Genomic DNA, 24697 nt, shown 5'->3' with positions numbered 1-24697 from the left:
AAACATTTCCTCCTTGCAACAACTCTAATTGCTATTTTATCTTAGTTGGAAATAAAATACCAGTTAATCGGCTTTATTATTTGAAAGTTGTTGAATTTTATTTTCGATTAATTGCGAAATTGCCGCAACCACGTCATCAATCGACATTGAAGTGGTATCAATTTCAAAAGCATCAGATGCTTTTTTTAATGGGGATATCTTTCGATGGGAATCCTTATAATCCCGTTCCTCAATATCTTTTTTAAGTTTATTGAGACTAACCGAAATTCCCTTTGCTTGATCCTCTTTATATCTCCGCTCAGCTCGCTCCGTAACACTGGCAATTAAAAAGACCTTTACATCTGCCTTTGGTAGAACCGTCGTGCCAATGTCTCTACCATCCATAACGATTCCACCATCTTTTGCCAAATCCTGTTGTCTTTTAACTAATTCGAAACGAATTGATCCAAGTGCTGAAACTGCTGAAACATTGCTAGTTACCTGAGGATTACGAATATCATTCGTAACTTCTTTACCGTCAACAAAGACCTTTTGAACTGGATCACCCGGTTCAAAAGTAATCGTGGTTTTTTTTAAAAGATCAAGAAGGGTCTTCTCATCATTTAAATCCAATCCTAGTCTAATTGCTTTTAACGTAATTGATCGATACATTGCACCGGTATCACAATATATGTAATGAAATTTTTTTGCAACTAGTTTAGCTACCGTGCTTTTACCTGCTGAAGCAGGCCCATCGATTGCAACTTGTAAGCCGTTCTTACCCAAATGTAATCAATCCTTATCATTTATTTGTAATTATTTAACCCTTAAACTTTGTCCTGGATGAATCTGGCTGGATGAACTAAGTCCATTTAATTTTAATAACTGTTGCATACTAATACCCGCATTAGTAGCTACGCGATAAACTCCCTGACCCTTTTGAACCTTAACGTAATCATTACTACCAGCATTATCAGTGCCATTCGTTGTTTGGGCTGGTTTTTGTTGCTGCGAGTTATTAGCAGTAGACGATGAATCACTACTTGGAGTCGTACTACTTTGGTTACTTCCCATTTCGTTTTGAACGGATGAAGATGAAGCCTCTTCAGATCCAGCACCAGATGAAACAGTATTATCATTTGTAGTATCCTCACTTTGAACACTACTTGAGTTTGCTTTCGGTTTCTTTGATTTCTGATCTTTATTCTTTTTGGGTTTTTCGTGGTGCACCTTACTACTCTGAGTCTTTTCACTGGTACTCCCATTTCCAACCGCACGTTCCTTAGAAAGCCCAAAAACAAGTGCAACAAGGGCAATAATTACAATAACAGAAACCAGCATAATCACGACTAATGAATTACTACGGTGGTGCTTACGGTACTCTGTCCTTGAAAGATTTCCATCTGGATCGGTGTCATCTGAAAATGAATCATCCCATGGATCATTTTTTTTGTTATCTTTATGTTTGTCGTCCCTCATAAATACATCCCTCCAAAACTTCTATGGTGATTATATCATTTTTTGCGCCTAATTATTATTAAAAAAGTTTGTCCAAAATCTCATACCAAGTACCAGTTAAATTGGACTTTTCACTATTAACGTTTTTTAACAAACCAAGACTCATTAAATCAAACTTTTCACTTCCAAAGTCACAACAATCATCAGTGTGGTCATCAAAGTTCACATCAAATAAAGAAAGCAGAAGTTTTCGCCGACAGCCAGTATGATTAATGTACCGGACAACTTGCTTTAAACTTTGATCCTTTTTAAGGGTGACCTCAGAAAAAATCTGTTTGACGTCATCATTACCATACCCATGATTTAAATAGAACTGAAGGAGTCTCTTATTCTGCTCACTCATTTTAGCTTTGGGATTTGAAAAGAAATTATCAATCTGTTGATCATTAGGAATGGACCTAACAATTAAGCTCTGTGCAATTTGTTCATCACCATTAGAGTAAAGTAACACAGCGATACTCTGTTTACCATCTCTTCCAGCTCTACCAATTTCTTGAACATAACTTTCCATATCAGTCGGCATATGGTAATGGACTACAAATCGGATGTCTGATTTGTCAATCCCCATTCCAAAGGCGCTGGTTGCACAGATAACCTGAAGCTCATTATCCATAAATTGATGCTGAATCCGATACCGATCATCGTTACTAAGACCGGCATGATAAGCTGCCACTTTGATATCAGTTTGTTCTCTAAGTTTCAAAGCAACTTTTGAAGCCTTATCTCGACTAGAGAAATAAATTATACCCGGATACTTGAGTTTTTCAATTAAATTAAAAAGATAGGCTTGCTTATCTTTTTCACTTGAACTTTTATGAACCGCAAGGAAAATGTTAGGCCGATCCACATTTTCAATTATTTCTTGAACGTCAGTTAACTTCAAATAATTAATGATATCTCTTTGAACTTTCTTTGAAGCAGTTGCCGTTAGCATTAGTGTTTGCGGATGTCCTAACGTACGAATCACCTGTCTTAATGACAGGTAATCAGGACGAAAATCAAGCCCCCACTTAGAGATACAATGTGCTTCATCAATCACCAATAAGCCAATTTTCAATTGCTTAACTCGGTTAAGCACATCAGAATTAGATAATAGTTCTGGAGAAACAAAAATATAACGAAACTGATCAAGATGATTCAATAGCCGGTGTCGCTTCGACCAATCGTTCATTGAATTTAAAGCACACACCCGCTTTTCTCCCATAAAGTTCATTCGACCAACCTGATCTTCCATAAGAGAAATAAGTGGCGAAACAATCACAACCGGACGCTTAACTAAATACCCATATAACTGGTATATTAATGATTTACCTGCCCCAGTTGGCATGACTGAAAGAACATTTGCGCCATTTAATAGTGCAGAAATGGTCTTATCTTGACCAGGCTTAAAATCACTAAAGCCAAACTTGTTTTTTAATATTTGTTTAGCAAGTTTCATCTTGTTCATTATTAATTCCCTGTTTTGTCTGTTTGATTTCAAGTAATCTAAATTGAAAAAAACTAAACTGCTCTAAAACGTCAGTTGGTAATTGATGATAGTCCCAGTCATCAACGTCCGTTCCAAGTAGAATACGCCTAACTTTTCTTTCCATTTGAAGGGAAATGAAATTTCGATAAGGAAACTTGTCATAATCAACGTAAATTGCAACTTCCAGAAGATGTTCTAGGACAGTTGACTCTCGTAGATTTCGCAGTTGTTCAACCTTTTTTATATTACCCAATCGTTCATATTCATCAAAAGTCCTTTTAGCACTACCAGAAATTGGATTTTTGAAAAGACCATTAAGTAATGGAACCATTACAGATTGATCACTTTGCTCAACAAAGTTCGCCAATTTTGCATAATTGATAAAATCAGCAATATAACTTTTGACTAACGATTGGTTTAAATTATGCGCAATCTGCTGGATTGTGAATCCATTAGTACTAAATCCAACTAATCCTTGAGCAAATAAATCAGCGTCATTTAGATCGAGTAAGGATAAAAATCGTTTCAACTCTTTCTTTAAATCTGTGCCAACTTGCTTGCGATCAATCAGTCGATAATATTTTTTAATAAAATCTTTATTAACTCCATCAACATTGACTGGATAATAGTGTCTAACGTTATGGACATGCTCTGATATAATCTGAACAAACAACTGCAATCGTTGCTTAAAACTAACTAAATCAATTCTTTGAAAAGTATGTAATGAAAAAGAAAGATTAGAATCATCAATCATTTTAATTAATTCTGCTCTTTCTTTTTCTCCTTCAGACGTTAATTTAAACTGACCATGTTCAACTTCTTCCAGCAAGTTCGCACTAATCAGAGACTTAACATCTAATTCGTTTTTATTAAAATATCGTCCAACTCCAAGAAGGTCTAAAAGACCATATCTCATCGCCCAGTATAAGGTGGCTACCGTTTTCTTGCCTAACAGTAAGTTTTCAATTAATCGAGCCCTTCGTTTTTGGGTTGCACTAAAAACGAAAAGACCAAGAGCTTCATTTGTATTATTAATCATTTTTGATAAGATCGCTTATTAATCCATTTCTGCATTTGTTTTGCAATAATCACAAAAATTAGTCCAATCACAATACCCTTGATTAAGTTAAAGGGAACTACTCCGTAAAGAATCGTTTTGGCAAGCGAAAAATCTAACTTTAAATTTGTTAGTTTCACATACAGTGGAGTACTAATGAACAAATTGGTAATACTCATGACAATTGTTAACGCCAGCGTTTCAACCAAAACAATCAAAAAGTCAATCCAGTGACTTTTAAATAAATATTTTCTCAAAAAGTAAAACACCAAAATCATTGTTAATGAGGCTAAAAGAGAGGTGGTCAACCCAATTAACTCAAGTGGTGAAAAACCCATCACCATCCAGTAAATAAATAGTTTAAGTATCACAGCTTCAATGGCTGCACCCGGTCCCAATAATAACAAACAAATCAAAATTGGAATATCCGAAAAATCCAATTTCAAATAACTCATGTATGGGATGATTGGAAATGAAATCAACATTAACAAAAATGAGATCGCACCAATCACGGCAGTTATAGTAATTCTTTTAATTCGGTCGTTTTTAGCTATCATCACAATTCCTCCAATTAAACGTTCTTCAAAGTCAATTAGGGTAAATTGCGCCATAAAAAAACTCATCTTCTTTATACCAGACTTTACTGTCGGCAATGGGATTTCACCATCTCAACCAATTTTCATTGGGTAGTGGGCTGTAACCACCGATTGGGAATTTCACCCGACCTTGAAGACGTTTTATTAATTATTTAGTTAAAGCATACAAATCTCGTATTTCTCTTTTTCGGAGCCTACGAAACTCACCAGGTTGTAAGTTTTCTAAACCGATCCCAGCAAACTCTTCCCGTTTTAATTTTTCAACAGGATGACCAACTGCTTTCAGCATATCTTTAACTTCATGATTCTTACCCTCGTGAATCGTCAAACGTAGCACCGAATTATTCTTTGAATTACCAGCCTTATAAATCACCTCAACTTCCGCGGGTGCACTCTTATACTTGCCATTAATTAAAACACCCTTTCGAATTTTATTCAACTCATTGTGATCGAGTTTCCCAATCACCTTAACTAAGTACGTCTTTTTTACTTCATATTTAGGATGAGTTAACTGGAAATCAAGCGTTCCGTCGTTAGTTAAAATAATTATCCCACTCGTATCATAATCTAATCGTCCAACCGGGTATATTCGTTCAGGAACCTTTTTAAAAAAGTTCAAAACGGTCTTTCGATCCCTTTCATCCCTCACAGAAGAAATTACCCCACGTGGCTTATACAGGGCAAAATATACTAGATCTTCTTTTCTTAACGATGTTCCATCCACCTCAATCTTGTCAGTGGGTTCAACTTTTATCCCTAACTGATTAACAATCTTACCATTAACCTTCACATGTCCAGTACTAATAAGTTCCTCAGACTTTCGTCTCGAAGCCACCCCATCATGCGCCATAACTTTTTGTAATCTTTCACTCATTTCGCTGATCCTCCAATGGTTTCATTTTATCATCAAACATCTGACCATAATCTTTTGGATCTCTTTCTGCGTCTAAAGCTGGTAAATCATTAATGCTTTTAAGGTTAAAAGCGTTTAAAAAAAGGTCGGTAGTAACATATAGCTTAGGTTTGCCTGGTTCATCACGCTCACCCTTGATGGTAATTAAATTTTGTGCCAAAAGATTTCTAATTGAAATCAAACTATTTACGCCCCTCACTTCATCAACCTCAACGCGCGTTATTGGCTGTTTATACGCAATAATCGTAAGCGTCTCAAGTGCCGACTGCGTTAACAGCTCTTCATCGGATTTAACAAACTTTTGAATTACTTTTGAATAATCCTTTTTAGTTGTCATATGGATAATGTCACCATTTTGTAAAATGCAGATGCCAAATCGATCACTTGAATAACGCTCACTCAACGAAGCAATACAGCTCCGAATGGTGGAATCATTTGCGGAAGTTAATTTTTTCAACCGTTCAATTGTCATTCCAGACTCTCCCGAAACATACAAAAGAGCTTCAATTTCTGCCATTAAATTCATTAATTAGATTTCCTTAATAAGATTTCTCCGTCATTACTGGTTTGCACAACCATAATACGATGATGTTTAACCATTTCCAAAAGTGCCAAAAAATCGGTCACTAATTCTTCTAAAGGAGAATTGGCCTCAAATAACTTGGAAAAATAGATTTCATGACTACTAGCTCCATTTATTCGTCTCATAATTACTTCACTTTGCTCATTAACACTAAAATTCCATTCTGAAACTTGTTGAACTGGCGGTTTAGAAGTTAACTGATGTCGTTTAATGATCTTATTCCATGCTTGTTCCAACAAGCTAATTTCAAACTCATTTTCACCAATTGCAATCTCTGACTTATTAAAAGAACGAATCCTAGAATGATAATGATTTCGTTCTACTTCTTTTTTTTGCAACTTTTTCGACGCTTTTTTATACCGATTATATTCAACCAACTGATCAACCAGATCGTCTCGTGGATCATCACCTAATTCATCATCAGTTTCTTTAGCTAACAACATTTTAGATTTAATTCGCATCAAATTAGCCGCCATTACAAAGAAATCACCAGCAATATCAAAATTTAAACGTTTCATTTTATTTAAATATTTAAAATATTGCTCAGTAATATCCTTAATGTCAATATCATAAATATCCATCTTTGCTTGTTTGATTAGATGCAGTAAAAGCTCTAGTGGACCATCAAAGTCATTAACGTGAATCTGTAGATTGTCTCTGTTCATGACCTAACTCCCATTTACTAATGACATCTTGCGTATTAAACGTTCCCATGATTTTTTTGTCGGGATATTCATTTTCAACACTATCAAGAATTCGAAATTCATTAAAAATATTGTTAGCATCTGGCGTAAGGGTAATCCTTCTAACAACCACGTTTTTCGGGTTGGTTTCAACTCCTACAATTCCAGCCCAATTTCCAAATCGATCCTTCCAAAGAAAAATGTCACGATTGTCAGCATTTCGATACCAATTCATTTCTTCCACAAGATGTTTCGTTTTATCGTTACTTTTAGAAAGTGACAACATCCCCATCACAATCTTTTCATAATCATTTCGATACCTGAATAGCATCGACATCACCTCAATTACTTGCTGTCATTACTCCATCTCATTTTATGCTCTTGGATGATATTTATCATACACCTGACTTAACCGCTCGTGGGAAATATGAGTGTAAATTTGCGTCGTGGAAATATCAGAATGTCCAAGTAATTCCTGCACAGTTCTAAGATCGGCTCCATTTTCTAAAATGTGCGTTGCAAAAGAATGTCGTAATGTATGTGGAGTAACGTTCTTTTTAATGCCAGCTAAACTAACGTAACGTTTAATCTTTTCCCAAATGCTTTGTCGACTAATTCGTCCACCATGCGCATTCAAAAAAACGTACGGAGATGTCCGGCGCTTAAGTAACTGTAATCGACTATCATTTAAATACTTAAATAGCCAATTCTGAGCAACTTCTCCAATTGGAACAATTCGTTCCTTATCTCCCTTTCCGATGGTCTGAATCAGATTCATTTCTAAATGAAGATCAGATAACTTTAAATTAATCAATTCAGATACTCGAAGCCCAGTAGCATACATCACTTCTAAAATGGTTCGATCTCTTACCCCATACTTGGTGTTCACATCCGGCATTTTAAGTAATCGATCAACTTCATTAACGGATAAAACATCGGGTAAGTGCTTGCCCTTTTTAGGAGTATCAATCTTGTTCATGGGGTTCTTTTTAATCACCTTAAATTCCATTAAATATTGAAAAAATTTACGAAGCGTTGATACAAATCGAATGATTGTATTACGAGACTTACCACTATTTTTCATTGTTTCCATGTAATTTAAAATTGTATACTGATCGACATCTTTAAACGAACTGATGTGATTTTTTTTTAAATCCAACTCAAATTCCCTTAAATCTTGTCGATAACTTTTAATGGTATTGTCAGATAATCCTCTTTCTACTAGTAAATAGTGAAGATAATCTTCAATTTGATCATTCACTTACTTTCATCTCGTTTCAGTTAATTTAATTCCATCTGGGGTTTCGGAAATAACATGAGCCTTTAATAAATGCCCCAGGGCTCGTTTAAACTGAGATTTGCTGATTCCAAAGTAATCCTTAATTACTTGAGGGTCACTTTTATCGTTATAAGGTAATTCATTATTAGGCTTATGCTCAAGAATTGTCTGAATCATCTTGGCGTCCTCACCAATCACTTCATAAGATCGTGGTCTAAGTGATAAATAAAGCGTTTTATTAGGTCGGATTCCAATAATCCTAGCGTTTACTTTCTCTCCTAGTCGTGGTTGTTCTTCCTCTTCTGATTTGTCAATGAACCCTAAATTGTAGTGATCCGTTATTACTTGCGTTCCCATCAGTTTAGGGTTAATGACCCAAGCATTAACATCCCGATTTTTCAATTTTGGATCATTAACTGGTTGGGAAATCGCTTTATATATCTGAGGATCAGCTAATTTACCCCAGATTCGATTCTTACTATCCTTTTTTAAAGCAATTAAAAGTTGGTCACCAACTTCTGGCCATAATGACTTAATATCCGGCAAATCATCAAGAGAAACAGCAACATCCTTATCTGGTAAACCGATGTCAACAAAGATTCCCAATCCAAATTTAATTCCAACCACTTTTCCCCATGCATAGCTGTCAATTCCAACATCCGGAACGTTTCGCGTGATTTTCATTTGATGCTTTTCATTTTCGTAGACAAATCCTTTAAAATTTCCACCTAATTTAATTGGCTTTTTTAACTCGCCCTTGTTTAAAGAATAGGTAATTCCGTTATTTTGAATGAAATACTCCTTATCGTTTTCATCAGTGACTTTTCCCGTAATTACGGTTCCCAAATCTTCATTCATATTAATTCTCCATCCCAGTGCTTTTAATGAATATTATACCAAATAAAAAAAGCATCCGATAATAATCGAGTGCTTCATTCTTAATAATTATTATTTAGCTTTTGATTGGTTTCCAGCGTAAACAACACCGCGACGACCGTCAACAGTAACTAATTGACCATCTTTGATGTTTTCAACTGCATCAGTAGCACCCACAATTACTGGAATGTTAAGGGAGATACCAACGACAGCAGCGTATGAGGTCAAGCCACCGTTTTCAACCACGATTGCACTTGACTTCTTCATTGCTGGTAAGTAGTCCTTGTTTGTATCCTTAACAACTAGAACGCCACCATCAACGGCTTTATCGTTAGCTTCCTTAGCATCTTTAGCAACTACTGTCTTGCCAATGACAGTTTCACCACCAACACCTTGACCTTGAGCTAATTTAGTACCAATCAACTTAACACGAATTGTGTTAGTAGTCCCTTGATCACCTAATGGTACACCTGAAGTAATCAAGATCATGTCGCCTTCCTTAGCGAGTCCAGTTTCAACTGCCTTTTTAGCAGCCAATTCGAACATTTCATCTGGATTTGATGGTTTATCAACTAAGATTGGTTGAACACCATAGTTAACCGTCAAGCCACGACGAACACGATCGTTAAACGTTAAAGCAAGAATATCAGCGTCTGGATGATATTTTGAAATCATTCTTGCAGTGTAACCTGAACCGGTTGCAGCTACAATTGTGTGAATTCCCATATCCTTAGCAATCCGTGCAACTGCTTCACCAAGTGACTCAGTGACGTCACCAGTACCGAACTTAGGACGTGGAGTACCAAATTCAAAGAAGTGTTTGTCAGCTTCGATATCAATCTTGCTCATCATTGCAACTGACTTAACTGGGTAATCACCGTTAGCACTTTCACCTGAAAGCATAGTTGCATCAGTACCATCATAAACAGCATTAGCAACATCAGATACTTCGGCACGAGTAGGTCTTGGTTCTTCTTGCATGGAATCAAGCATTTGAGTAGCAGTGATAACTGGTTTACCTAAATCATTACAGATCTTGATTAAATGTTTTTGAACGGTTGGGACATTTTCTGGTGGAATTTCAACTCCCATGTCACCTCTGGCAACCATCAAACCATCAGATACTTTGATGATTTCGTTAAAGTTGTCGATTCCTTCTTGTGATTCAATCTTAGGAAAAATTTGAACGTCTTCCATATTCTTGCTTTCAAGTAAGGCACGGATATCTAGGACATCTTGTGGCTTTCTAACAAATGAAGCAGAGATATAGTTAATACCATGGTCACATCCGAAAAGGATATCATCAGTATCTTTTTCAGTAATACCAGGTAAGTTAATTGAAACTCCTGGAGCATTAACACCCTTACGTGAGCCCAAGACCCCGTTATTTTGGGCAGTAACCACTAACTCTTTGTTGGCATCATCTTTTTTGTCAATCTTGGTATCCAAAAGACCGTCATCAAACAGAACGTGTCCGCCAACTTTAACGTCGTCATACAAGCCTGGGTAAGAAACAGCAATCTTGTCTTTAGTTCCCTCAAGGTTACCATCCATTGAAATTCTAAATTGATCACCAGTGTGGTATTCAATCTTTCCGTCTTTTTGTACCGTGGTTCTGATTTCAGCACCCTTAGTATCTAAGACAATTCCAACAACCTTACCAGTTTTCTTTTCCGCTTCTTTTACTTTATTCATCCGGTCTAAATGTTCCGCATGGTCTCCGTGTGAAAAATTGAAACGAAAAACGTTTGCTCCTGCTTCAATAAGCTTAGTGATGGTATCAACATCAGTACTTGCAGGACCAAGTGTACTTACGATCTTTGTTCTCTTCATAAGTAAAGCCTCTCCTTTTTGCATGGCACACATCTGTGCACCAAGCATTATTTGATTTCAAGTGTATTGTATCACTTTTTATAAGGATTGTCGTTAGTTTCACAGGCAAAATTTATCATTGTGTAACAACGTTTCCCGCTCCTAAAATGTCACGTAGATCATGCATTAAATCAGAATTAATGGCCACGTTATATGCTTTATCTAATAGTTGCTTTCGATCATCGGAAGCTCGATAAAGCAAAATTGGTGTTGAACCAGGATATCTTTTTATTATCCGGATTAAATCCTGATAGATTGAATCTCGATCATGATCTAACGCAATCTTTAAATAAAGCTTTTTTTGATGATCAACTTTTTTTAAAGACTGATGAACGACATTAGCAGCTGGTTCAATTGAATTTGCCACTAATTGAAGTCCCCGTTGAACCTCAATGTTTCCAGACACCAAAACCACTATTCCACTTTTTATCCATCCACTAATTTTAGCGTAAAGATTAGGAAAGATGGTCACATCAATATCACCAAACTGATCATTACCATCTATGAAAGCCATAAGTTGCCCTTTTTTCGTTCGGATCGTCTTTACATGAGATACAAACAAAATCATTTTCACGTTTTTACTGGGCTCATGAATATCATTAGTAGTTAAAGCATGAACTTGTTCTTGTAAATCAGTATAGTGGCCAACTGGATGCCCGGTTAAATAAGTTCCAAGGTACTCATTTTCCTTGTTTAGTTTCTCCCAATCAGAAAAATCATCAGTTCTTTTAATTTTGGGAGCCAACGCTTGAATTAATTCAATTGAGTTTCCACTTAATTCAGTAGAACTAATAAATTCTGGAATTGCATTAATTAATTCTTTTCGGTTATACCCAAAACCATCAAGCGCCCCTGAATAAGCAAGTGCATTTAAAAGATCAATTTTTTTAAACCTGGGATCGATTCGACTGATTAATTCCTGTAAATCATGAAAATTACCATTTTGTTTTCGTTCTTCCTCAACATTCTTAATAAAATCGGTTCGTAATCCTTTGATGGTACGAAGTCCAAACCTGATTTTACCATCCTGATAAGTATAAACATCTTTACTCTCATTGATATCTGGACGCTCAACTTGAATATCTGATTCTTTGGCTTCTTGAACGTAATTCTTGGTCTTACGTGAATTACCGATCACCGAATTTAGCAACGATGTAAAAAATGGACCAGGAAAATGAACTTTTAAATAGGCCAACTGAAACGCCATTTTGCTATATGCAACTGCGTGAGACTTATTAAATCCATAGTCGGCAAATCGTTCCATATAGTCAAACGTTGTTTTTGAAACGTCTTTAGAATATCCTTTTTTACTAGCGCCATCAATGAACTGGATCTTCATGTTATCCATTTCTTTTTTATGCTTTTTGCTCATCGCACGGCGCAAAATATCAGCTTGTCCCAGTGTAAAACCACCCATTGCCGATGCAAGTTGCATAACCTGTTCCTGATAAACAATAATGCCAAAGGTTGAACCCAAAATGTTTTTAATGGTTTCATTTGGATAGTTAACCGTCTGAGTCCCATTCTTTCTGGCAATAAACATATCAATATTCTTAATGGGACCGGGTCGATACAAAGCATTCACGGCTGCCACCATATCAAAATCATTTGGTTTTAATTTACGTAACACGTTTTGAATCCCAGATGATTCAAATTGAAAAACCCCATTAGTCTTACCAGATTGAAAAAGCTTCAAAGTATCCTGATCATTTAAATTGATGTCAGTTATTTCAAAATTACGATCAACTTTTGAATGAATAATTTCTAAAATGTTAGCCATTGTAGAGAGGTTTCTCAAACCCAAAAAATCAATCTTTAAGAGCCCCACGCTTTCAACATAATACTTGGAGTACTGGGTCATCAACAATCCATCATTTCCGGATTGAAGTGGAGCACGATCAACGATGGGATCTTCACTTAAAATTAAACCAGCAGCGTGAGTGGAAAAATGGCGTGGTAGTCCCTCTAGTTTTTCAGCAATATCAAATAGCAACCGATTGGTTTTACTATCAGCTAATAAATTTCTTAATTTCTGTGATTCTGATTCGGCCTTAGCCAGGGATTCATGAAGCTGATTTGGAATTGCAGATGACCACTTTGCCATTTGAGTTGGAGTCATCCCAAATACCCTGCCAACATCTCGAAGAGCTTGTTTGGCAGCTAACGTTCCAAAAGTCACAATTTGAGCAACATGTTCATTTCCATATTTTTGATGAACATACTGTAAAATATCATCACGCCGATTATCAGGAATATCTAAATCAATATCCGGCATCTGTGCTCGTTCTTCGTTTAAAAATCGTTCAAATAGCAAATTATACTTAATCGGATCCACATCGGTAATTTTTAAAGTGTACGCAACTAATGATCCCGCTGAAGATCCCCGACCAGGTCCAGTTATAATTCCTTGGTGATGAGCAAAATTTAAAACATCCCATACAATCAAGAAATAATCATCAAATCCCATCCGATTAATAACTTTTAGTTCAGAATCTAACCGGTCCTGATACTCATTACGATTAAGATGCGATTCATCCTTCAATCTTTCCTTTAAACCAAGTTCACATAATTGACGTAAATAGTCCATTGAAGAAAGATTATCTGGAGCTTTAAACGTCGGTAGTTTAGGTTGCTCTTTGGGAATCGCTACGTCAACTTCATCAACCATTTTCTGGTTATTTAAAACCGCTTGATCAAGCCCTAGATTGTGATACTGAGTCTCAATATTATGACGATCCTTCAACCATTTTGTTCCAACCTGGTGCCGTTCTTCCATTGGATTTTTGATCACGTCACCAGTTCCAATCGACTTTAAAACTTCATTTGAAAAATAATCATCTGCATCAAGATATTCAACCGAATTAAGCGCCACTAAATCAACATCAGCTTGGACCCCTAGGTTCTTAAGCTCATTTATAATTATCTTAGTTCGATTTAAGCTAATTCCAACTTTTACTGCATTTGAATCGCTAACGCTCTTTACTTTAGCAATTAAGGTTTTAACCTCGCTCATTCTTCCTACTTCAATCAGTTTATTTAACTCACTATTCTCTGGAAAAATGACAAATAGATGGTGGAGTTTATCCTTGATTTTTTCAATAACATTAGTTTGCTCATTACTCATCAAAAGTGATGAAATTTTCATCAAATTCTTGTACCCATCCTGATCTTTAGCAATCAAAATCAATTCGGACTTGTTTTCTTTAAAAAACATCCCGTCCAAAACTGCCGTTAAACCAATAATTGGCTTAATACCCTGCTTTTTTGCCTCATTATAAAAAGCTACCGACCCATACATCACATTCCGATCAGTTAGTGCCACACTTTGATAACCACGCGCACGAGCTTTTTCAATTAACTTAGGAACCGTATTGGTACTTTGAAGCAAACTATACGATGTAATGTTTTGTAACGGATTGTATCCCAAAATTTGTCATCTCCTTTCCTAATTTCATATTCATTATAGCAAATGGACCCGATAAATTTTATTCGAAGTTTGTAATTGATTTTTTCTACTGTAGTGATAAACTACTGGTATTGAGAGGTGTTAATTATGAAGACGTTTGCTGCTAACTTAACTGGTGCTTTCTGGGGATTTGTATATGGCGAAATTATTGGTTATATTGGATCAGCCTTGGTTGGCGCACCTTATAATTGGATTCAAGTTGGAGTAATCGGCGCTGTTGTTGCCCTTATTGCCTTCAACGGAATTAAACTAATTAGTCGTTAATTAGAAATAAAAATAACCTGCAGGTTGAACCTGCAGGTTATTTTTTTAGTCTTTTGCAACATCCTCTGAAATCTTAATAATTAAATCGACAGCCTTTTCCATCGTTTGAAGCGACACATATTCAAAGCGGCCATGCATGTTTTCTGGTCCAGCAAATAGGTTGGGAGTTGGGATCCCAAGAAAAGAAATCTTAGAACCATCAGTACCACCACGAACCGGATAAATATTTGGCTTAATGTTAACTTCATTCATGGCATCCTTAGCAATGTTGATGGGTGTCATATCTTTCTTAATGATTTCCGCCATGTTGTAATATTCATCATGCATCTCAAGTTCAACTCTCCCATCACCATATTTATCATTAAACTTATTAACTAAGTTTTGAATGAATTGCTTGCGTTCGTTGAACTTACTCTTATCATGATCACGAATAATGTAATCTAATTTAGCATGATCAGTTACCCCATCAATCGCAAGCAGATAATAAAAGCCCTGACGATCTTTGGTATTTTCCGGTCGTTGGTCCTTTGGTAATTGATTATGAAAATCAATCGCAAGCTGAGAGGCATTTACCATCACACCATAGGCGTCACCAGGATGAACATCAGTTCCGTTGAATTTTATTGTGGCAGCCGCCGCATTAAACGTTTCGTACTCTAAGTCTCCAAGTGGACCACCATCAACCGTGTATGCAAAATCAGCACCAAAATCAGTAACGTCAAATTGATCGGCTCCGGTACCAATCTCCTCATCTGGTCCAAACCCAACTACGATATCGCCATGCTTAATTTCGGGATGATCAACTAAGTATTTCATTGCCGTCATAATTTCAGCCACTCCCGCCTTATCGTCAGCTCCTAAGAGAGTTGAACCATCGGTAGTAATTAAAGTTTGACCAGCATACTTTTTAAGGGTTGGGAATACGCTCGGATCCAGCTGGTATTTGCCATCTTTATCAAGTTTAATAATCGATTTTCCATCGTAATTTTTAACTACTTGTGGATTGACGTGTTCTGAATTAAAGTCTGCAGTGTCTATATGAGAGATAAATCCAATCTTAGGAACTTTTTGCTTAACATTACTTGGTAAATCAGCAAAAACATAACCACTTTTTTCATTGGTTCGTACGTTTTCCATCCCAATATCCTTTAATTCATAAGAAAGTTCGTTTAAAAAATCAACTTCTTTAGGATCAGACGGAATTGTGTCAGAATTCGGATTAGATCTCGTATTCACCTTCACATATTTCAAAAAGCGATCCAGTAACTGCTTGCTATCAGCCATAACTATTCCTCCTATATAAACTCAAACGGATCCGTGTTTAGTTGCGATGCAAATACATTGATATCCCAACGATTTTCATCAGACCAGCGCGTAAACATTTCAGCTAACTTATTTTTACATATACTTTCAATATGGTGCCCGGGATCAATCGCAGACAGACCACTTGAAAGCATCTCTTGAGAAGTATGATAATACAAATCGCCAGTAATATAAACTTGAACGCCTTGTTCAATCGCTTGTCGATAGAACTTGCCACCGTCTCCACCTAAGATAGCAATCCGCTTAACACGCTCTTGATCATCATTTGTTACTATTCGTAAACCACTAATTCCAAACACTTGTTTACATAGTCGACCTAAATCAATGATTTTCATTGATTGTTTCAAGTTGCCAACGCGTCCCATCGAATAATTAGTAGGAAAACCATTAGTATCCAAATGGGGTACCAACCCCACGGTATTTTGAAGACCGATCGCATCTGCTAGCCAGTCATTCATTCCACCATTTGCATTATCCAAATTCGTATGAGCCGCATAAACGGTAATATTATGTTTCAAAATATTAGCGTACATTTGATTTTGGGGATCAGCTAAATCTAAATTCTTTGCAGGATGAAACATCACGGGATGATGGGCAAAAATAAAATCAACGTTCTTGTTGATCGCTTCATCAACCACTTCAGGTCTAACGTCTAAAGTGGTCATGACGTTTTTAATACTTCGCTTTTTAGAACCAATTTGAAATCCAGTTGGGTCTTTTGGGTCAGCAAGTGAAAGTGGTGCGAATCGTTCAAATCTAGTGATTAAGTCATTAACGGTTGTCATCTAAAATCTCCTCTAATTCTTCGTTAATCTTTTGGATGCGTTGAATTTTTTCAAGAGGTGGATTAGTAGCATTATGCAGATTATCCAAAACAATCTTATTTTTCCGCATCCGATCAGTCCATTTTGCAAGAAATGCTTGTTTTTGTTGTTTTAAAAGAATCGGTCCAAACCTTAGTTCCTGATTAGAATACTTAACTGGATTCGTTGATGGAGTTGCCAAGATCATTTCATAAAAATGACCAGCATCAAAAACAATGTTTTCAATATCAATCTTATACTGATTTATAACTAACCAACTTCTTACCCGAATTTCATCAACGTTTGGTTGCAGAATTAGGGCCGTTTGTTTAGAAAGTTTCTCTTTGCCACGTTCAAGGATCTGAGTGATTAATTCACCACCCATCCCAGCAATCACAATTGCATTCACGTGGTCACTTGATTTAATCACATTAAGTCCATCTCCCAACCGGGTCACCATTTTATCACCTAAGTGTTGTTCTTCCATTTCCGATGTTGCGTTATGCAGTGGTCCAGGAGCAACCTCACCGGCAATCGCAAACTTAATCAAATTCCGTTTTAACAAATAAGCCGGAACATAAGCGTGATCCGAACCGATATCAGCTATTGTTGCCCCATTAGGAACTAAATCAGAAACTGCTTGTAAACGTGGCGATAACTTTTTTGCCGTCATCGTTTCCCTCCTAATCCAATAAAAAAGCAGCGATCCAGTTGGATCTCTGCCACATCTTTAATCTAAGAAATCTTTTAATTGTTTACTGCGTGATGGATGTCTCAGTTTTCTTAATGCTTTAGCTTCAATCTGTCGAATTCGTTCTCTAGTGACACCAAAGACTTTTCCAACCTCTTCTAAGGTTCGAGTTCTTCCATCATCTAACCCAAACCTAAGTCGTAAAACGTTCTCTTCACGGTCAGTTAACGTATCTAGGACACTTTCAAGTTGTTCTTTTAAAAGCTCATAAGCAGCATGATCAGCAGGACTAGTGGCATCTTCATCTTCAATAAAGTCACCTAAGTGGGAGTCATCTTCTTCACCAATTGGAGTTTCAAGTGAAACTGGTTCCTGAGCAATCTTAAGGATCTCTCTAACCTTTGAAGTTGGCATATCCATCTCAGCACCAATCTCAGATGGTAACGGTTCTCTGCCAAGGTCTTGGAGTAATTGACGCTGAATTCGAATCAGTTTATTGATGGTTTCAACCATATGAACGGGAATTCGAATGGTTCGAGCCTGATCCGCAATGGCTCGAGTAATTGCTTGTCTAATCCACCACGTAGCGTACGTTGAAAACTTAAATCCTTTACGGTAATCAAACTTCTCAACGGCCTTCATTAAACCCATGTTCCCTTCTTGAATCAAATCAAGAAATTGCATGCCACGGCCAACGTAACGCTTGGCAATTGAAACAACTAATCGCAAGTTTGCTTCAGCTAATTCTTGTTTAGCTGTTTCATCACCCTGCTCGATTCTGAGAGCTAATTGTACCTCTTGATCAGCGGTAAGTAATGGAACTCGACCAATTTCCTTTAGGTACATTCTGACCGGATCATTAATTTTAACTCCCTTTGAACTGGAAGCATTTTTTAGTTCTTTTTGAGTAACTTTTTTAGCTGCTTTTAAAGCTCTGGGATCTGGCTCGCCACTTTCATCAACAATACTTATTCCTGAGTCTTCAACCTTTTCCATCAATTCGTTCATTTGTTTTTTATTCAAACTAAATGGAACCTGGAGTTCTTCCTCTAAGACCCCATAGGTGATGTGACCAACCTTCTTGTGCTTCTTTACAACGGCGTCAAAAACCTTCTTATATCCAGTTTTATCAAATTTTTCTTTACTCGTTGTCTTCTTTGCTCTAGTTGCCTTAGTTTTAGTCGTTTTCTTTGCAGTAGTCTTTTTAGTGCTCTTATTTTTAGGAGCACCGCTCTTTTTGGGAGCTGCTTTCGCAGTCTTATTTGTGGAATTTACTTCATTTTTCTTAATGTCTTTTTCTGCCATAAAAATTGCCTCCCATTACTGTATTCTTATTGATACTTCTTTTGCAGGTCCTGGTATTCTTTACCCAATTGGGCAGCCTTATCAGTATCACCAAGTTTAACTGCATCTAACATTTCTTGATACTTTGATTTAAGGGATACCCCACCAGTTAAAGCCTGCTTTATTATTTTAACACAATCGTCAACTTCTTTTTCACTTGGCTCATTAGATAAAGCAGCCATTTCAATATTAGCGAAAGTTGATTGCAAATCAGATTCCTTCAAAAAGTCACTAAATTCAGCAGGAACGTACTCGTCATGCGACTGAAAATAATGTTGTGCAAGTAAATAAATCGTTTGATACCCATCATGAACAAAACTAAAATCAGGATCATCGGTCACCTTTAGCCAAACATCATGATTATTCAACATTCGTGACAAAAGTAACCGCTCCGCACTTTCAACTTTAGTAATCTTCTTTGGATTTCGATTCAAAACTTCAGGAGATGAGTCAGTCTTCAACCTACGAATTTGTTTTCTTTGCTGTTTATTGATGAAGGTCAAACGAATTTGTTTACATTGAACCGACAAAGCATTGATATCCAAGTCAAACTCATCAGCTAAATGTTTTAAATAAACACTACGTTCAACGGGTTTGTCAATTTTTGCAATCACATTAACGGCTTCATCTACATAATTTAGTTTTTCTTCATCATTACTTAAATCATACTGCGTTTTAAGAAAATGCAATTCAAAGGAAGTTGTGGTTTCTCGAGCACTTTTGATAGCATCTTTAAACTTGTCATTTCCATTTTTTCGTCGATACTCATCAGGATCAACCCCGTTGGGCATTTGAATCACGCCAACTTTAAACTTACCTTCACTACTTAAAAGGCTAATCGCTCGCTTAGTAGCCTTCTGTCCAGGTTCATCGCCATCATAACAAACGTATATCTGATTCGTTAACTGATTGAACTGATAAATTTGTTCGTTCGTCAAACTCGTTCCCATTGAAGCAACGCCGTTTTTAACCCCGGCCTGAAAAGCAGAAATAACGTCCATAAAACCCTCAAACAGAATTAAATTTTGCTCATTTCGAATACTAGACTTGGCAAGATCGAGATTATAAATAATCCTTCGTTTATTAAAGATGCTAGTTTCAGGACTATTTAAATATTTTGGAAGATCAGGATCTCGATGTAAGATTCTACCGGAAAATCCAATGGTCTTAGAATTAGGATCCCTGATAGGATACATGATCCGATTCGAAAATCGATCATTCAATTCACCACTCGAATTTTCAACAAACAATCCCGATTTTCGTAAAAGTTGAAAATCAGTTTTTTTGTTCTTAAAGAACGGTTTTAAGAGTCTTTGGCTAGGGGCAAATCCTAAGTTAAAAGTTTCAATCATTTCATCCGTTATTTTTCGTTCATGCAGATATTTTAATGCGGGAACTCCAAGCTCAGTGTTAACCAATACATGATGATAGAGTTTACTGGCTTCCTCATGAAGATTAATGAGGCTGTTCTTTTCTGAATTTACTGGAGATTTACTATTATCATTTTGAACTGAGTCAGGAAGAGTAATTCCCTCATCTTCTGCCACAGCAATAACAGCTTCTGGAAAGGAAATTCCTTGCAAATCCATGAGGAATTTAAAAACATTTCCACCGCGTCCACAACTAAAACAATGAAAAATCTGTTTACTTTCTGACACAGAAAAGGATGGTGTTCTTTCCTCATGGAACGGACACAAACCGAATAAATTATTTCCTGACTTCTTTAGATTGACATACTTACTAACAACGTCAGTAATGTTAGTCTTACTTAAGACATCATCAATTACCGTTTCAGGAATTTTTGCCATGAGATCACCATCCTTTCTCGGAAATCTATTCTAATATTAATTTTTTTATTTAACAATTATTTCGTCGACATCAGCAAAGTGATCAATCATTCTTGCTAAATTAGCCAATTCTGCCAGACGATTATTGCGAACTTTCGTGTCGTCTGCCATTACCATGGTTTTATCAAAATATTCATCAATGAGTGGCTTTAAAGAAGTTAATTCATTAAAAGCTTGGTTAGCATTCAATTCATTAAAGTTTGGGCTGATAAGTTTGATTTTATCATTAAGGACTTTCTCTGAATCATTTTCAAACAACTTTTCATCAACTTTAACACTACCAGCTGGAAAATGACCTTTTTGAGCAATCCGAACCACTCGTGTCAGTGCTTCAATTGATTCTTTAAAATTAGGATCATCTTTATGATCATTTAATGTCATTGCGGTTTCAACGTTAAAGTAAATATCACTGTCAGTTGATCCCACCGCCGCATCAATTAGATCATAGCGAATATCTTTCGACTTGAGTTGTCGTTTAATTCTTTCTTTAATAAACGCAACCACGTCAGAAACAATCTTAGTTTGATCTACTTTTGGTAAGACCGCTTTAGCTTTCTCTTCAGCAATCACTTGATTCATTAATGGCATAAGTGGTACTCGCCACTTTTCACTAACAACAATTCTAACAATTCCAGCTGCCTGCCTTCTTAATGCATACGGATCATTTGAACCACTAGGAATCATATCTGCAGCAAAGAAGGTCATCACACTGTCAAGTTTATCTGCCACTGACAAAGCAGCACCTACTTTAGTTTTGGGAAGTTCCCCGTCGGATGAAATGGGAAGATAATGTTCACGAATTGCAGTAGCAACTTCCGGATCTTCACCCGCAAGCAATGCGTATTTTTCACCCATTACTCCTTGTAATTCAGCAAACTCTCCAACCATCCCGGTAACTAAATCAAATTTATAAATTTCTGAAGCACGTTGTAAGTGTTTTAATTGAGTTTCATCTAATCCAACATCTTTCCCAATTATCTGGGAAATAACTTGAACCCGTTGCATTTTATCGTATTCAGAAGAAATCTTATCGTGAAAGCTAACTGTTTTGAGCTTATTAACATAATCGTCAATTGATTGCTGTTGATCCTCATTATAGAAGAAATCAGCATCATCAAGTCTAGCAGTCAAAACTTTCTCGTTTCCGGCAACCACGTTATCAAGATGATTCTCATCCCCATTTCTAACGGAGACAAAATAAGGTAAAAGATTACCATCCTGATCTTCAACGTAGAAGAATCGTTGGTGGTTTCTCATTGAAGTAATCAATACTTCACGTGGAATTTTTAAGAAACGGTCGTCAAATTTTCCAGCAAAACTAGTTGGCCATTCCACTAAATTATTAACCTCTTCAAGAAGATCATTATCAATATTGACCTTCCAATTGTTCTTTTTAGCAATTGCTTCAATCTGTTTACGAATTAAATCTTTTCGCTTGTTAGCATCGGCAATCACGTGTTGGCTGGTTAAAGCTTCTTCATAATCATCGGCATTTTTTAACTCGACGTCTTTTCCAAGAAAGCGGTGTCCCCAGGTGGTCCGTCCAGAATGAACATCAACAATCTGCATTGGGATCACTTCATCGTCCAGTAAAGCCACAATCCATTTAATGGGGCGAATAAATTCAAACTTGTTGGTTCCCCACTTCATTAACGTTGGAAAAGTCATTGATTTTACAACATCATTAAGACCACTTAATACTTCTTGAACTGGTTTTCCCGCTACGTGTTTTTCAACAAAAGCATACTTAGTTCCCTTAACATCCTTAAAGACGATATCATCAGGCGTTAATCCTTGTCCTTTAGTAAAACCAATTGCCGCCTTACTCCAATTGCCATCTTTGTCCTTTGCAATCTTTTCGGCCGGACCTCGAACCTCTTTATCAACATCTGGTTGTTTGTTAACTAAGCCAGTAATTTGAATTGCCAGTCTTCTAGGAGTAGAGAATTTTTTAATTTGGTCATAAGAAATTCTTTGATCTTTTAAATACTGAGCCGCTTTTTCTGCCAATTGATTAACACTTGGCGTCACGACATGAGCGGGCATTTCTTCTAATCCAATCTCCAACAAAAATGTCTTAGCCATCTACTTATCCCCCTTGCCATCATGATGCTTTTTGTTTTTCTTCTTACTATTTTTTGAATCATCTTTTAAAAGCTCTTGTCGTTTTTGCTCATCCTTAATAAGTGGAAAACCACGCTTTTTACGCTCAGCAACAAATGCTTTGGCGATCGCGTGTGCCATTTTTCGAATTCGTGAAAGGTAACCAGCACGTTCAGTGACAGATACGGCTCCTCTTGCATCTAGTAGATTAAAAGTATGACTACATTTCAAAATATAATCATAGGCTGGGTGAACTAGTCCAAGTGATATTAATCGTTTGGCCTCTTTCTCGTAAGCATCAAACATTTCGTGCAACATTTTTTGGTCTGATTCTTCAAAACTATACTTAGAATGCTCATATTCGGGCTCTTTAAAGATGTCACCATACTTAACTCCGTTACCCCATTCCAGGTCAAAAACATTGTTGACGTCTTGAATGTACGAAGAAAGCCGTTCCAATCCATAAGTGATTTCAACCGCAACTGGATCCATAGTTAATCCACCGACAACCTGAAAATAAGTAAACTGAGTTACTTCCATGCCATCGAGCCATACTTCCCATCCAACACCGGCACATCCCATTGATGGATTTTCCCAGTTATCCTCAACAAACCGAATATCATGTTCAAGTGGATTAATTCCTAGTTGTTCAAGCGAATTAATGTACAATTCTTGGATGTTGTCCGGAGATGGCTTCATTAATACCTGAAACTGATGATGCTGATAAAGCCGATTAGGATTTTCTCCATACCTACCATCAGCTGGACGTCTTGATGGTTCAACGTAACAAACATTCCATGGCTCTGGTCCAATCGCACGCAAAAAAGTGTACGGACTCATTGTTCCCGCACCTTTCTCAGTATCATATGATTGCATCCGCATGCAACCAAGCGAACTCCAATATGACTCTAGAGTACTGATAATATCTTGGACTGATAGTTTTTCTGTCATTAACTTCTCCTCCTAATCAATAAGCAAATAAAAAAAATCAATAAGCAAATAAAAAAACCTATGCAAAAGTACAATGACTTTCACATAGGGACGATTTATTCGCGGTTCCACCCTACTTCTGAACTTAATCAGCAACTCGAGATTAAATGGCTCCGAAAGTGCCAATTTATACCCACATTAACCATTTCCCACTAACATGGTTTCACTGAAATGTGATAAGCATAAAACTTCCTTCATCAACACCAATTATTTAACTACTATAATTATAAAATTATCACACAAAACAGTCAACGGTTAACCATCAATTAAGGTTGATTTTCCAATTGTTCATCTGATCTAAAAATTTTTTACTCTTTAAATTTAGTCCAACAGAACTATCGTAAATTTTATCAATCACACTTCGAATTTTCTTTTTAGTTTTGCTATTAACCTGAATGTTACCGATTTTTTTCAGGTCAATCGCAGAAAACAAGCGAAGATAGTAAATTGTTTTTTGGTCGAGATGCATTCGATGAGGATCAAGATGAAAATGATCCTCACAAATAATTCCTCCATACTCTTCTGAATAATCAAACTTTTTATTGGTTTGATGACAAATAACACAGGATTTAAATTCAGGTGCTACCCCAAAAGCAGGAAGAAGTTGAATCTCAATGATATTGGTAATTACTTCAGCATCAAAACCACTGTTAATCATATTTAAAGCATAGTATAAACGATTAAACCAATCGTTTATCTTAACTCCCTCAGGAAATGCCGCATCCACTAACGTCATAATGTAAGTAGCGTACGCATCTAAATAAATATCATTTGCAATCTGTTCAAAATGCTTAACCTCATTACCACTACTAATGTACGACAATCCTTCTGATTTGAGCGTGCCCTCGTACGTACCAAAGCTAAATGGCAAAATATCACCTGCCATTTTAAAGTTCGCTTTATTGGCTCCTCTAATAAAAAACATTTTGAGCCCAGCTTCTGCCGTCAAAAATTTCACCAACATATCGTGCTCGCGATAGTTCTTACGATACAATAAAATTCCGTGAAAAGTTTGACTCCTTGGATTTACTGACAAAATATC

At 36.6% G+C, this 24697-nt stretch carries 22 protein-coding genes and 1 riboswitch; of the genes, 1 reads left to right on the top strand and 21 read right to left on the bottom strand.

Annotated features, from left to right (window positions below; genetic code table 11):
* Nucleotides 1-63: 63 nt before the first annotated feature.
* From cmk to dnaE, 13 genes are all read right to left on the bottom strand, one after another.
* Nucleotides 64-765, bottom strand: coding sequence for a (d)CMP kinase (gene cmk / locus AC6UD0_RS00725; protein ID WP_500699463.1), 702 nt, complete (start codon nt 763-765; stop codon nt 64-66).
* A 30-nt stretch (nt 766-795) separates the two neighbouring features.
* Nucleotides 796-1458 carry a LysM peptidoglycan-binding domain-containing protein gene (locus tag AC6UD0_RS00720; protein WP_500707821.1) on the bottom strand — a complete coding sequence of 221 codons (663 nt, stop codon included), beginning with the start codon at nt 1456-1458 and terminating at the stop codon, nt 796-798.
* 58 nt (nt 1459-1516) lie between these two features.
* Nucleotides 1517-2944: a RecQ family ATP-dependent DNA helicase gene (locus AC6UD0_RS00715; RefSeq protein WP_500707820.1), complete on the bottom strand. Its 1428-nt coding sequence runs from the start codon at nt 2942-2944 to the stop codon at nt 1517-1519.
* Nucleotides 2922-4004: a helix-turn-helix domain-containing protein gene (locus AC6UD0_RS00710; RefSeq protein WP_500707819.1), complete on the bottom strand. Its 1083-nt coding sequence runs from the start codon at nt 4002-4004 to the stop codon at nt 2922-2924. Before AC6UD0_RS00710 ends, AC6UD0_RS00715 begins: the two co-directional genes overlap by 23 nt.
* Entirely contained in the window at nt 4001-4645 is a 645-nt protein-coding gene (locus AC6UD0_RS00705; RefSeq protein ID WP_500696664.1) for an ECF transporter S component, read from the bottom strand. Before AC6UD0_RS00705 ends, AC6UD0_RS00710 begins: the two co-directional genes overlap by 4 nt.
* A riboswitch (FMN riboswitch) is annotated at nt 4640-4760 on the bottom strand. (Overlaps the previous gene by 6 nt.)
* A gap of 6 nt (nt 4761-4766) precedes the next feature.
* Nucleotides 4767-5492 (bottom strand): pseudouridine synthase, encoded by a 726-nt coding sequence (locus tag AC6UD0_RS00700; protein ID WP_500696663.1) that lies wholly within the window; start codon nt 5490-5492, stop codon nt 4767-4769.
* Nucleotides 5485-6057 (bottom strand): SMC-Scp complex subunit ScpB, encoded by a 573-nt coding sequence (gene scpB / locus AC6UD0_RS00695; protein WP_500696661.1) that lies wholly within the window; start codon nt 6055-6057, stop codon nt 5485-5487. The genes AC6UD0_RS00700 and scpB overlap by 8 nt, the downstream gene beginning before the upstream one ends.
* Nucleotides 6057-6779: a segregation and condensation protein A gene (locus tag AC6UD0_RS00690; protein ID WP_500707818.1), complete on the bottom strand. Its 723-nt coding sequence runs from the start codon at nt 6777-6779 to the stop codon at nt 6057-6059. The genes scpB and AC6UD0_RS00690 overlap by 1 nt, the downstream gene beginning before the upstream one ends.
* Nucleotides 6748-7128 (bottom strand): riboflavin biosynthesis protein RibT, encoded by a 381-nt coding sequence (locus AC6UD0_RS00685; protein ID WP_500695617.1) that lies wholly within the window; start codon nt 7126-7128, stop codon nt 6748-6750. The genes AC6UD0_RS00690 and AC6UD0_RS00685 overlap by 32 nt, the downstream gene beginning before the upstream one ends.
* A 42-nt stretch (nt 7129-7170) precedes the next feature.
* Complete coding sequence (gene xerD / locus AC6UD0_RS00680; protein ID WP_500707816.1) at nt 7171-8058, bottom strand: site-specific tyrosine recombinase XerD; 888 nt, start codon at nt 8056-8058, stop codon at nt 7171-7173.
* A gap of 6 nt (nt 8059-8064) precedes the next feature.
* Nucleotides 8065-8934, bottom strand: a complete 870-nt coding sequence (locus AC6UD0_RS00675) for a CvfB family protein (RefSeq protein WP_500693791.1) — start codon at nt 8932-8934, stop codon at nt 8065-8067.
* 90 nt (nt 8935-9024) lie between these two features.
* Nucleotides 9025-10785 (bottom strand): pyruvate kinase, encoded by a 1761-nt coding sequence (gene pyk / locus AC6UD0_RS00670; protein WP_500695614.1) that lies wholly within the window; start codon nt 10783-10785, stop codon nt 9025-9027.
* A gap of 115 nt (nt 10786-10900) precedes the next feature.
* Entirely contained in the window at nt 10901-14251 is a 3351-nt protein-coding gene (gene dnaE / locus AC6UD0_RS00665; protein WP_500707814.1) for a DNA polymerase III subunit alpha, read from the bottom strand.
* A gap of 126 nt (nt 14252-14377) precedes the next feature.
* On the opposite strand from dnaE, the gene AC6UD0_RS00660 reads away from it, so the two are divergent.
* The gene (locus AC6UD0_RS00660) at nt 14378-14554 is read left to right on the top strand and encodes a YjzD family protein (protein ID WP_500693794.1); all 177 of its coding nucleotides are present in this window, start codon (nt 14378-14380) and stop codon (nt 14552-14554) included.
* 45 nt (nt 14555-14599) lie between these two features.
* Here the strand turns inward: AC6UD0_RS00660 and pepT are convergent, their stop codons facing one another.
* The 8 genes from pepT to recO all read right to left on the bottom strand — a co-directional run bounded on the left by pepT (nt 14600) and on the right by recO (nt 24691).
* Entirely contained in the window at nt 14600-15838 is a 1239-nt protein-coding gene (gene pepT, locus AC6UD0_RS00655) for a peptidase T (protein WP_500707812.1), read from the bottom strand.
* Between the two features lie 11 nt (nt 15839-15849).
* Nucleotides 15850-16662: a Nif3-like dinuclear metal center hexameric protein gene (locus tag AC6UD0_RS00650; RefSeq protein ID WP_500707811.1), complete on the bottom strand. Its 813-nt coding sequence runs from the start codon at nt 16660-16662 to the stop codon at nt 15850-15852.
* Entirely contained in the window at nt 16649-17353 is a 705-nt protein-coding gene (locus AC6UD0_RS00645) for a tRNA (adenine(22)-N(1))-methyltransferase (RefSeq protein WP_500707809.1), read from the bottom strand. Before AC6UD0_RS00645 ends, AC6UD0_RS00650 begins: the two co-directional genes overlap by 14 nt.
* A gap of 57 nt (nt 17354-17410) precedes the next feature.
* On the bottom strand, nt 17411-18676 hold the full coding sequence (gene rpoD, locus AC6UD0_RS00640; protein ID WP_500693798.1) for an RNA polymerase sigma factor RpoD: 1266 nt from the start codon (nt 18674-18676) through the stop codon (nt 17411-17413).
* A 26-nt stretch (nt 18677-18702) separates the two neighbouring features.
* Entirely contained in the window at nt 18703-20523 is a 1821-nt protein-coding gene (gene dnaG, locus AC6UD0_RS00635; protein WP_500707808.1) for a DNA primase, read from the bottom strand.
* A 45-nt stretch (nt 20524-20568) separates the two neighbouring features.
* Nucleotides 20569-22647, bottom strand: a complete 2079-nt coding sequence (glyS, locus tag AC6UD0_RS00630) for a glycine--tRNA ligase subunit beta (protein ID WP_500707087.1) — start codon at nt 22645-22647, stop codon at nt 20569-20571.
* Nucleotides 22648-23616 carry a glycine--tRNA ligase subunit alpha gene (gene glyQ / locus AC6UD0_RS00625; protein WP_500696652.1) on the bottom strand — a complete coding sequence of 323 codons (969 nt, stop codon included), beginning with the start codon at nt 23614-23616 and terminating at the stop codon, nt 22648-22650.
* A gap of 301 nt (nt 23617-23917) precedes the next feature.
* Entirely contained in the window at nt 23918-24691 is a 774-nt protein-coding gene (gene recO, locus AC6UD0_RS00620; protein ID WP_500693802.1) for a DNA repair protein RecO, read from the bottom strand.
* Nucleotides 24692-24697 lie beyond the last annotated feature (6 nt).

The sequence above is a fragment of the Fructilactobacillus sp. X7R9C1 genome (assembly GCF_059901005.1).
Note: the sequence above shows the minus strand (reverse complement) of the source record. Positions and strands in the feature narration are given on the sequence as shown.

Bases quoted from the DNA above. Each gene is read 5' to 3' on its own strand.
- scpB (WP_500696661.1), bottom strand. From the start codon at position 6,057: ATGAATTTAATGGCAGAAATTGAAGCTCTTTTGTATGTTTCGGGAGAG.
- AC6UD0_RS00645 (WP_500707809.1), bottom strand. From the start codon at position 17,353: ATGACGGCAAAAAAGTTATCGCCACGTTTACAAGCAGTTTCTGATTTA.
- glyQ (WP_500696652.1), bottom strand. From the start codon at position 23,616: ATGACAGAAAAACTATCAGTCCAAGATATTATCAGTACTCTAGAGTCA.
- glyS (WP_500707087.1), bottom strand. From the start codon at position 22,647: ATGGCTAAGACATTTTTGTTGGAGATTGGATTAGAAGAAATGCCCGCT.
- AC6UD0_RS00660 (WP_500693794.1), top strand. From the start codon at position 14,378: ATGAAGACGTTTGCTGCTAACTTAACTGGTGCTTTCTGGGGATTTGTA.
- AC6UD0_RS00650 (WP_500707811.1), bottom strand. From the start codon at position 16,662: ATGACAACCGTTAATGACTTAATCACTAGATTTGAACGATTCGCACCA.
- AC6UD0_RS00715 (WP_500707820.1), bottom strand. From the start codon at position 2,944: ATGAACAAGATGAAACTTGCTAAACAAATATTAAAAAACAAGTTTGGC.
- AC6UD0_RS00710 (WP_500707819.1), bottom strand. From the start codon at position 4,004: ATGATTAATAATACAAATGAAGCTCTTGGTCTTTTCGTTTTTAGTGCA.
- pepT (WP_500707812.1), bottom strand. From the start codon at position 15,838: ATGGCTGATAGCAAGCAGTTACTGGATCGCTTTTTGAAATATGTGAAG.
- rpoD (WP_500693798.1), bottom strand. From the start codon at position 18,676: ATGGCAGAAAAAGACATTAAGAAAAATGAAGTAAATTCCACAAATAAG.
- AC6UD0_RS00675 (WP_500693791.1), bottom strand. From the start codon at position 8,934: ATGAATGAAGATTTGGGAACCGTAATTACGGGAAAAGTCACTGATGAA.
- AC6UD0_RS00705 (WP_500696664.1), bottom strand. From the start codon at position 4,645: ATGAGTTTTTTTATGGCGCAATTTACCCTAATTGACTTTGAAGAACGT.
- pyk (WP_500695614.1), bottom strand. From the start codon at position 10,785: ATGAAGAGAACAAAGATCGTAAGTACACTTGGTCCTGCAAGTACTGAT.
- AC6UD0_RS00690 (WP_500707818.1), bottom strand. From the start codon at position 6,779: ATGAACAGAGACAATCTACAGATTCACGTTAATGACTTTGATGGTCCA.
- dnaG (WP_500707808.1), bottom strand. From the start codon at position 20,523: ATGGCAAAAATTCCTGAAACGGTAATTGATGATGTCTTAAGTAAGACT.
- AC6UD0_RS00685 (WP_500695617.1), bottom strand. From the start codon at position 7,128: ATGCTATTCAGGTATCGAAATGATTATGAAAAGATTGTGATGGGGATG.
- AC6UD0_RS00720 (WP_500707821.1), bottom strand. From the start codon at position 1,458: ATGAGGGACGACAAACATAAAGATAACAAAAAAAATGATCCATGGGAT.
- AC6UD0_RS00700 (WP_500696663.1), bottom strand. From the start codon at position 5,492: ATGAGTGAAAGATTACAAAAAGTTATGGCGCATGATGGGGTGGCTTCG.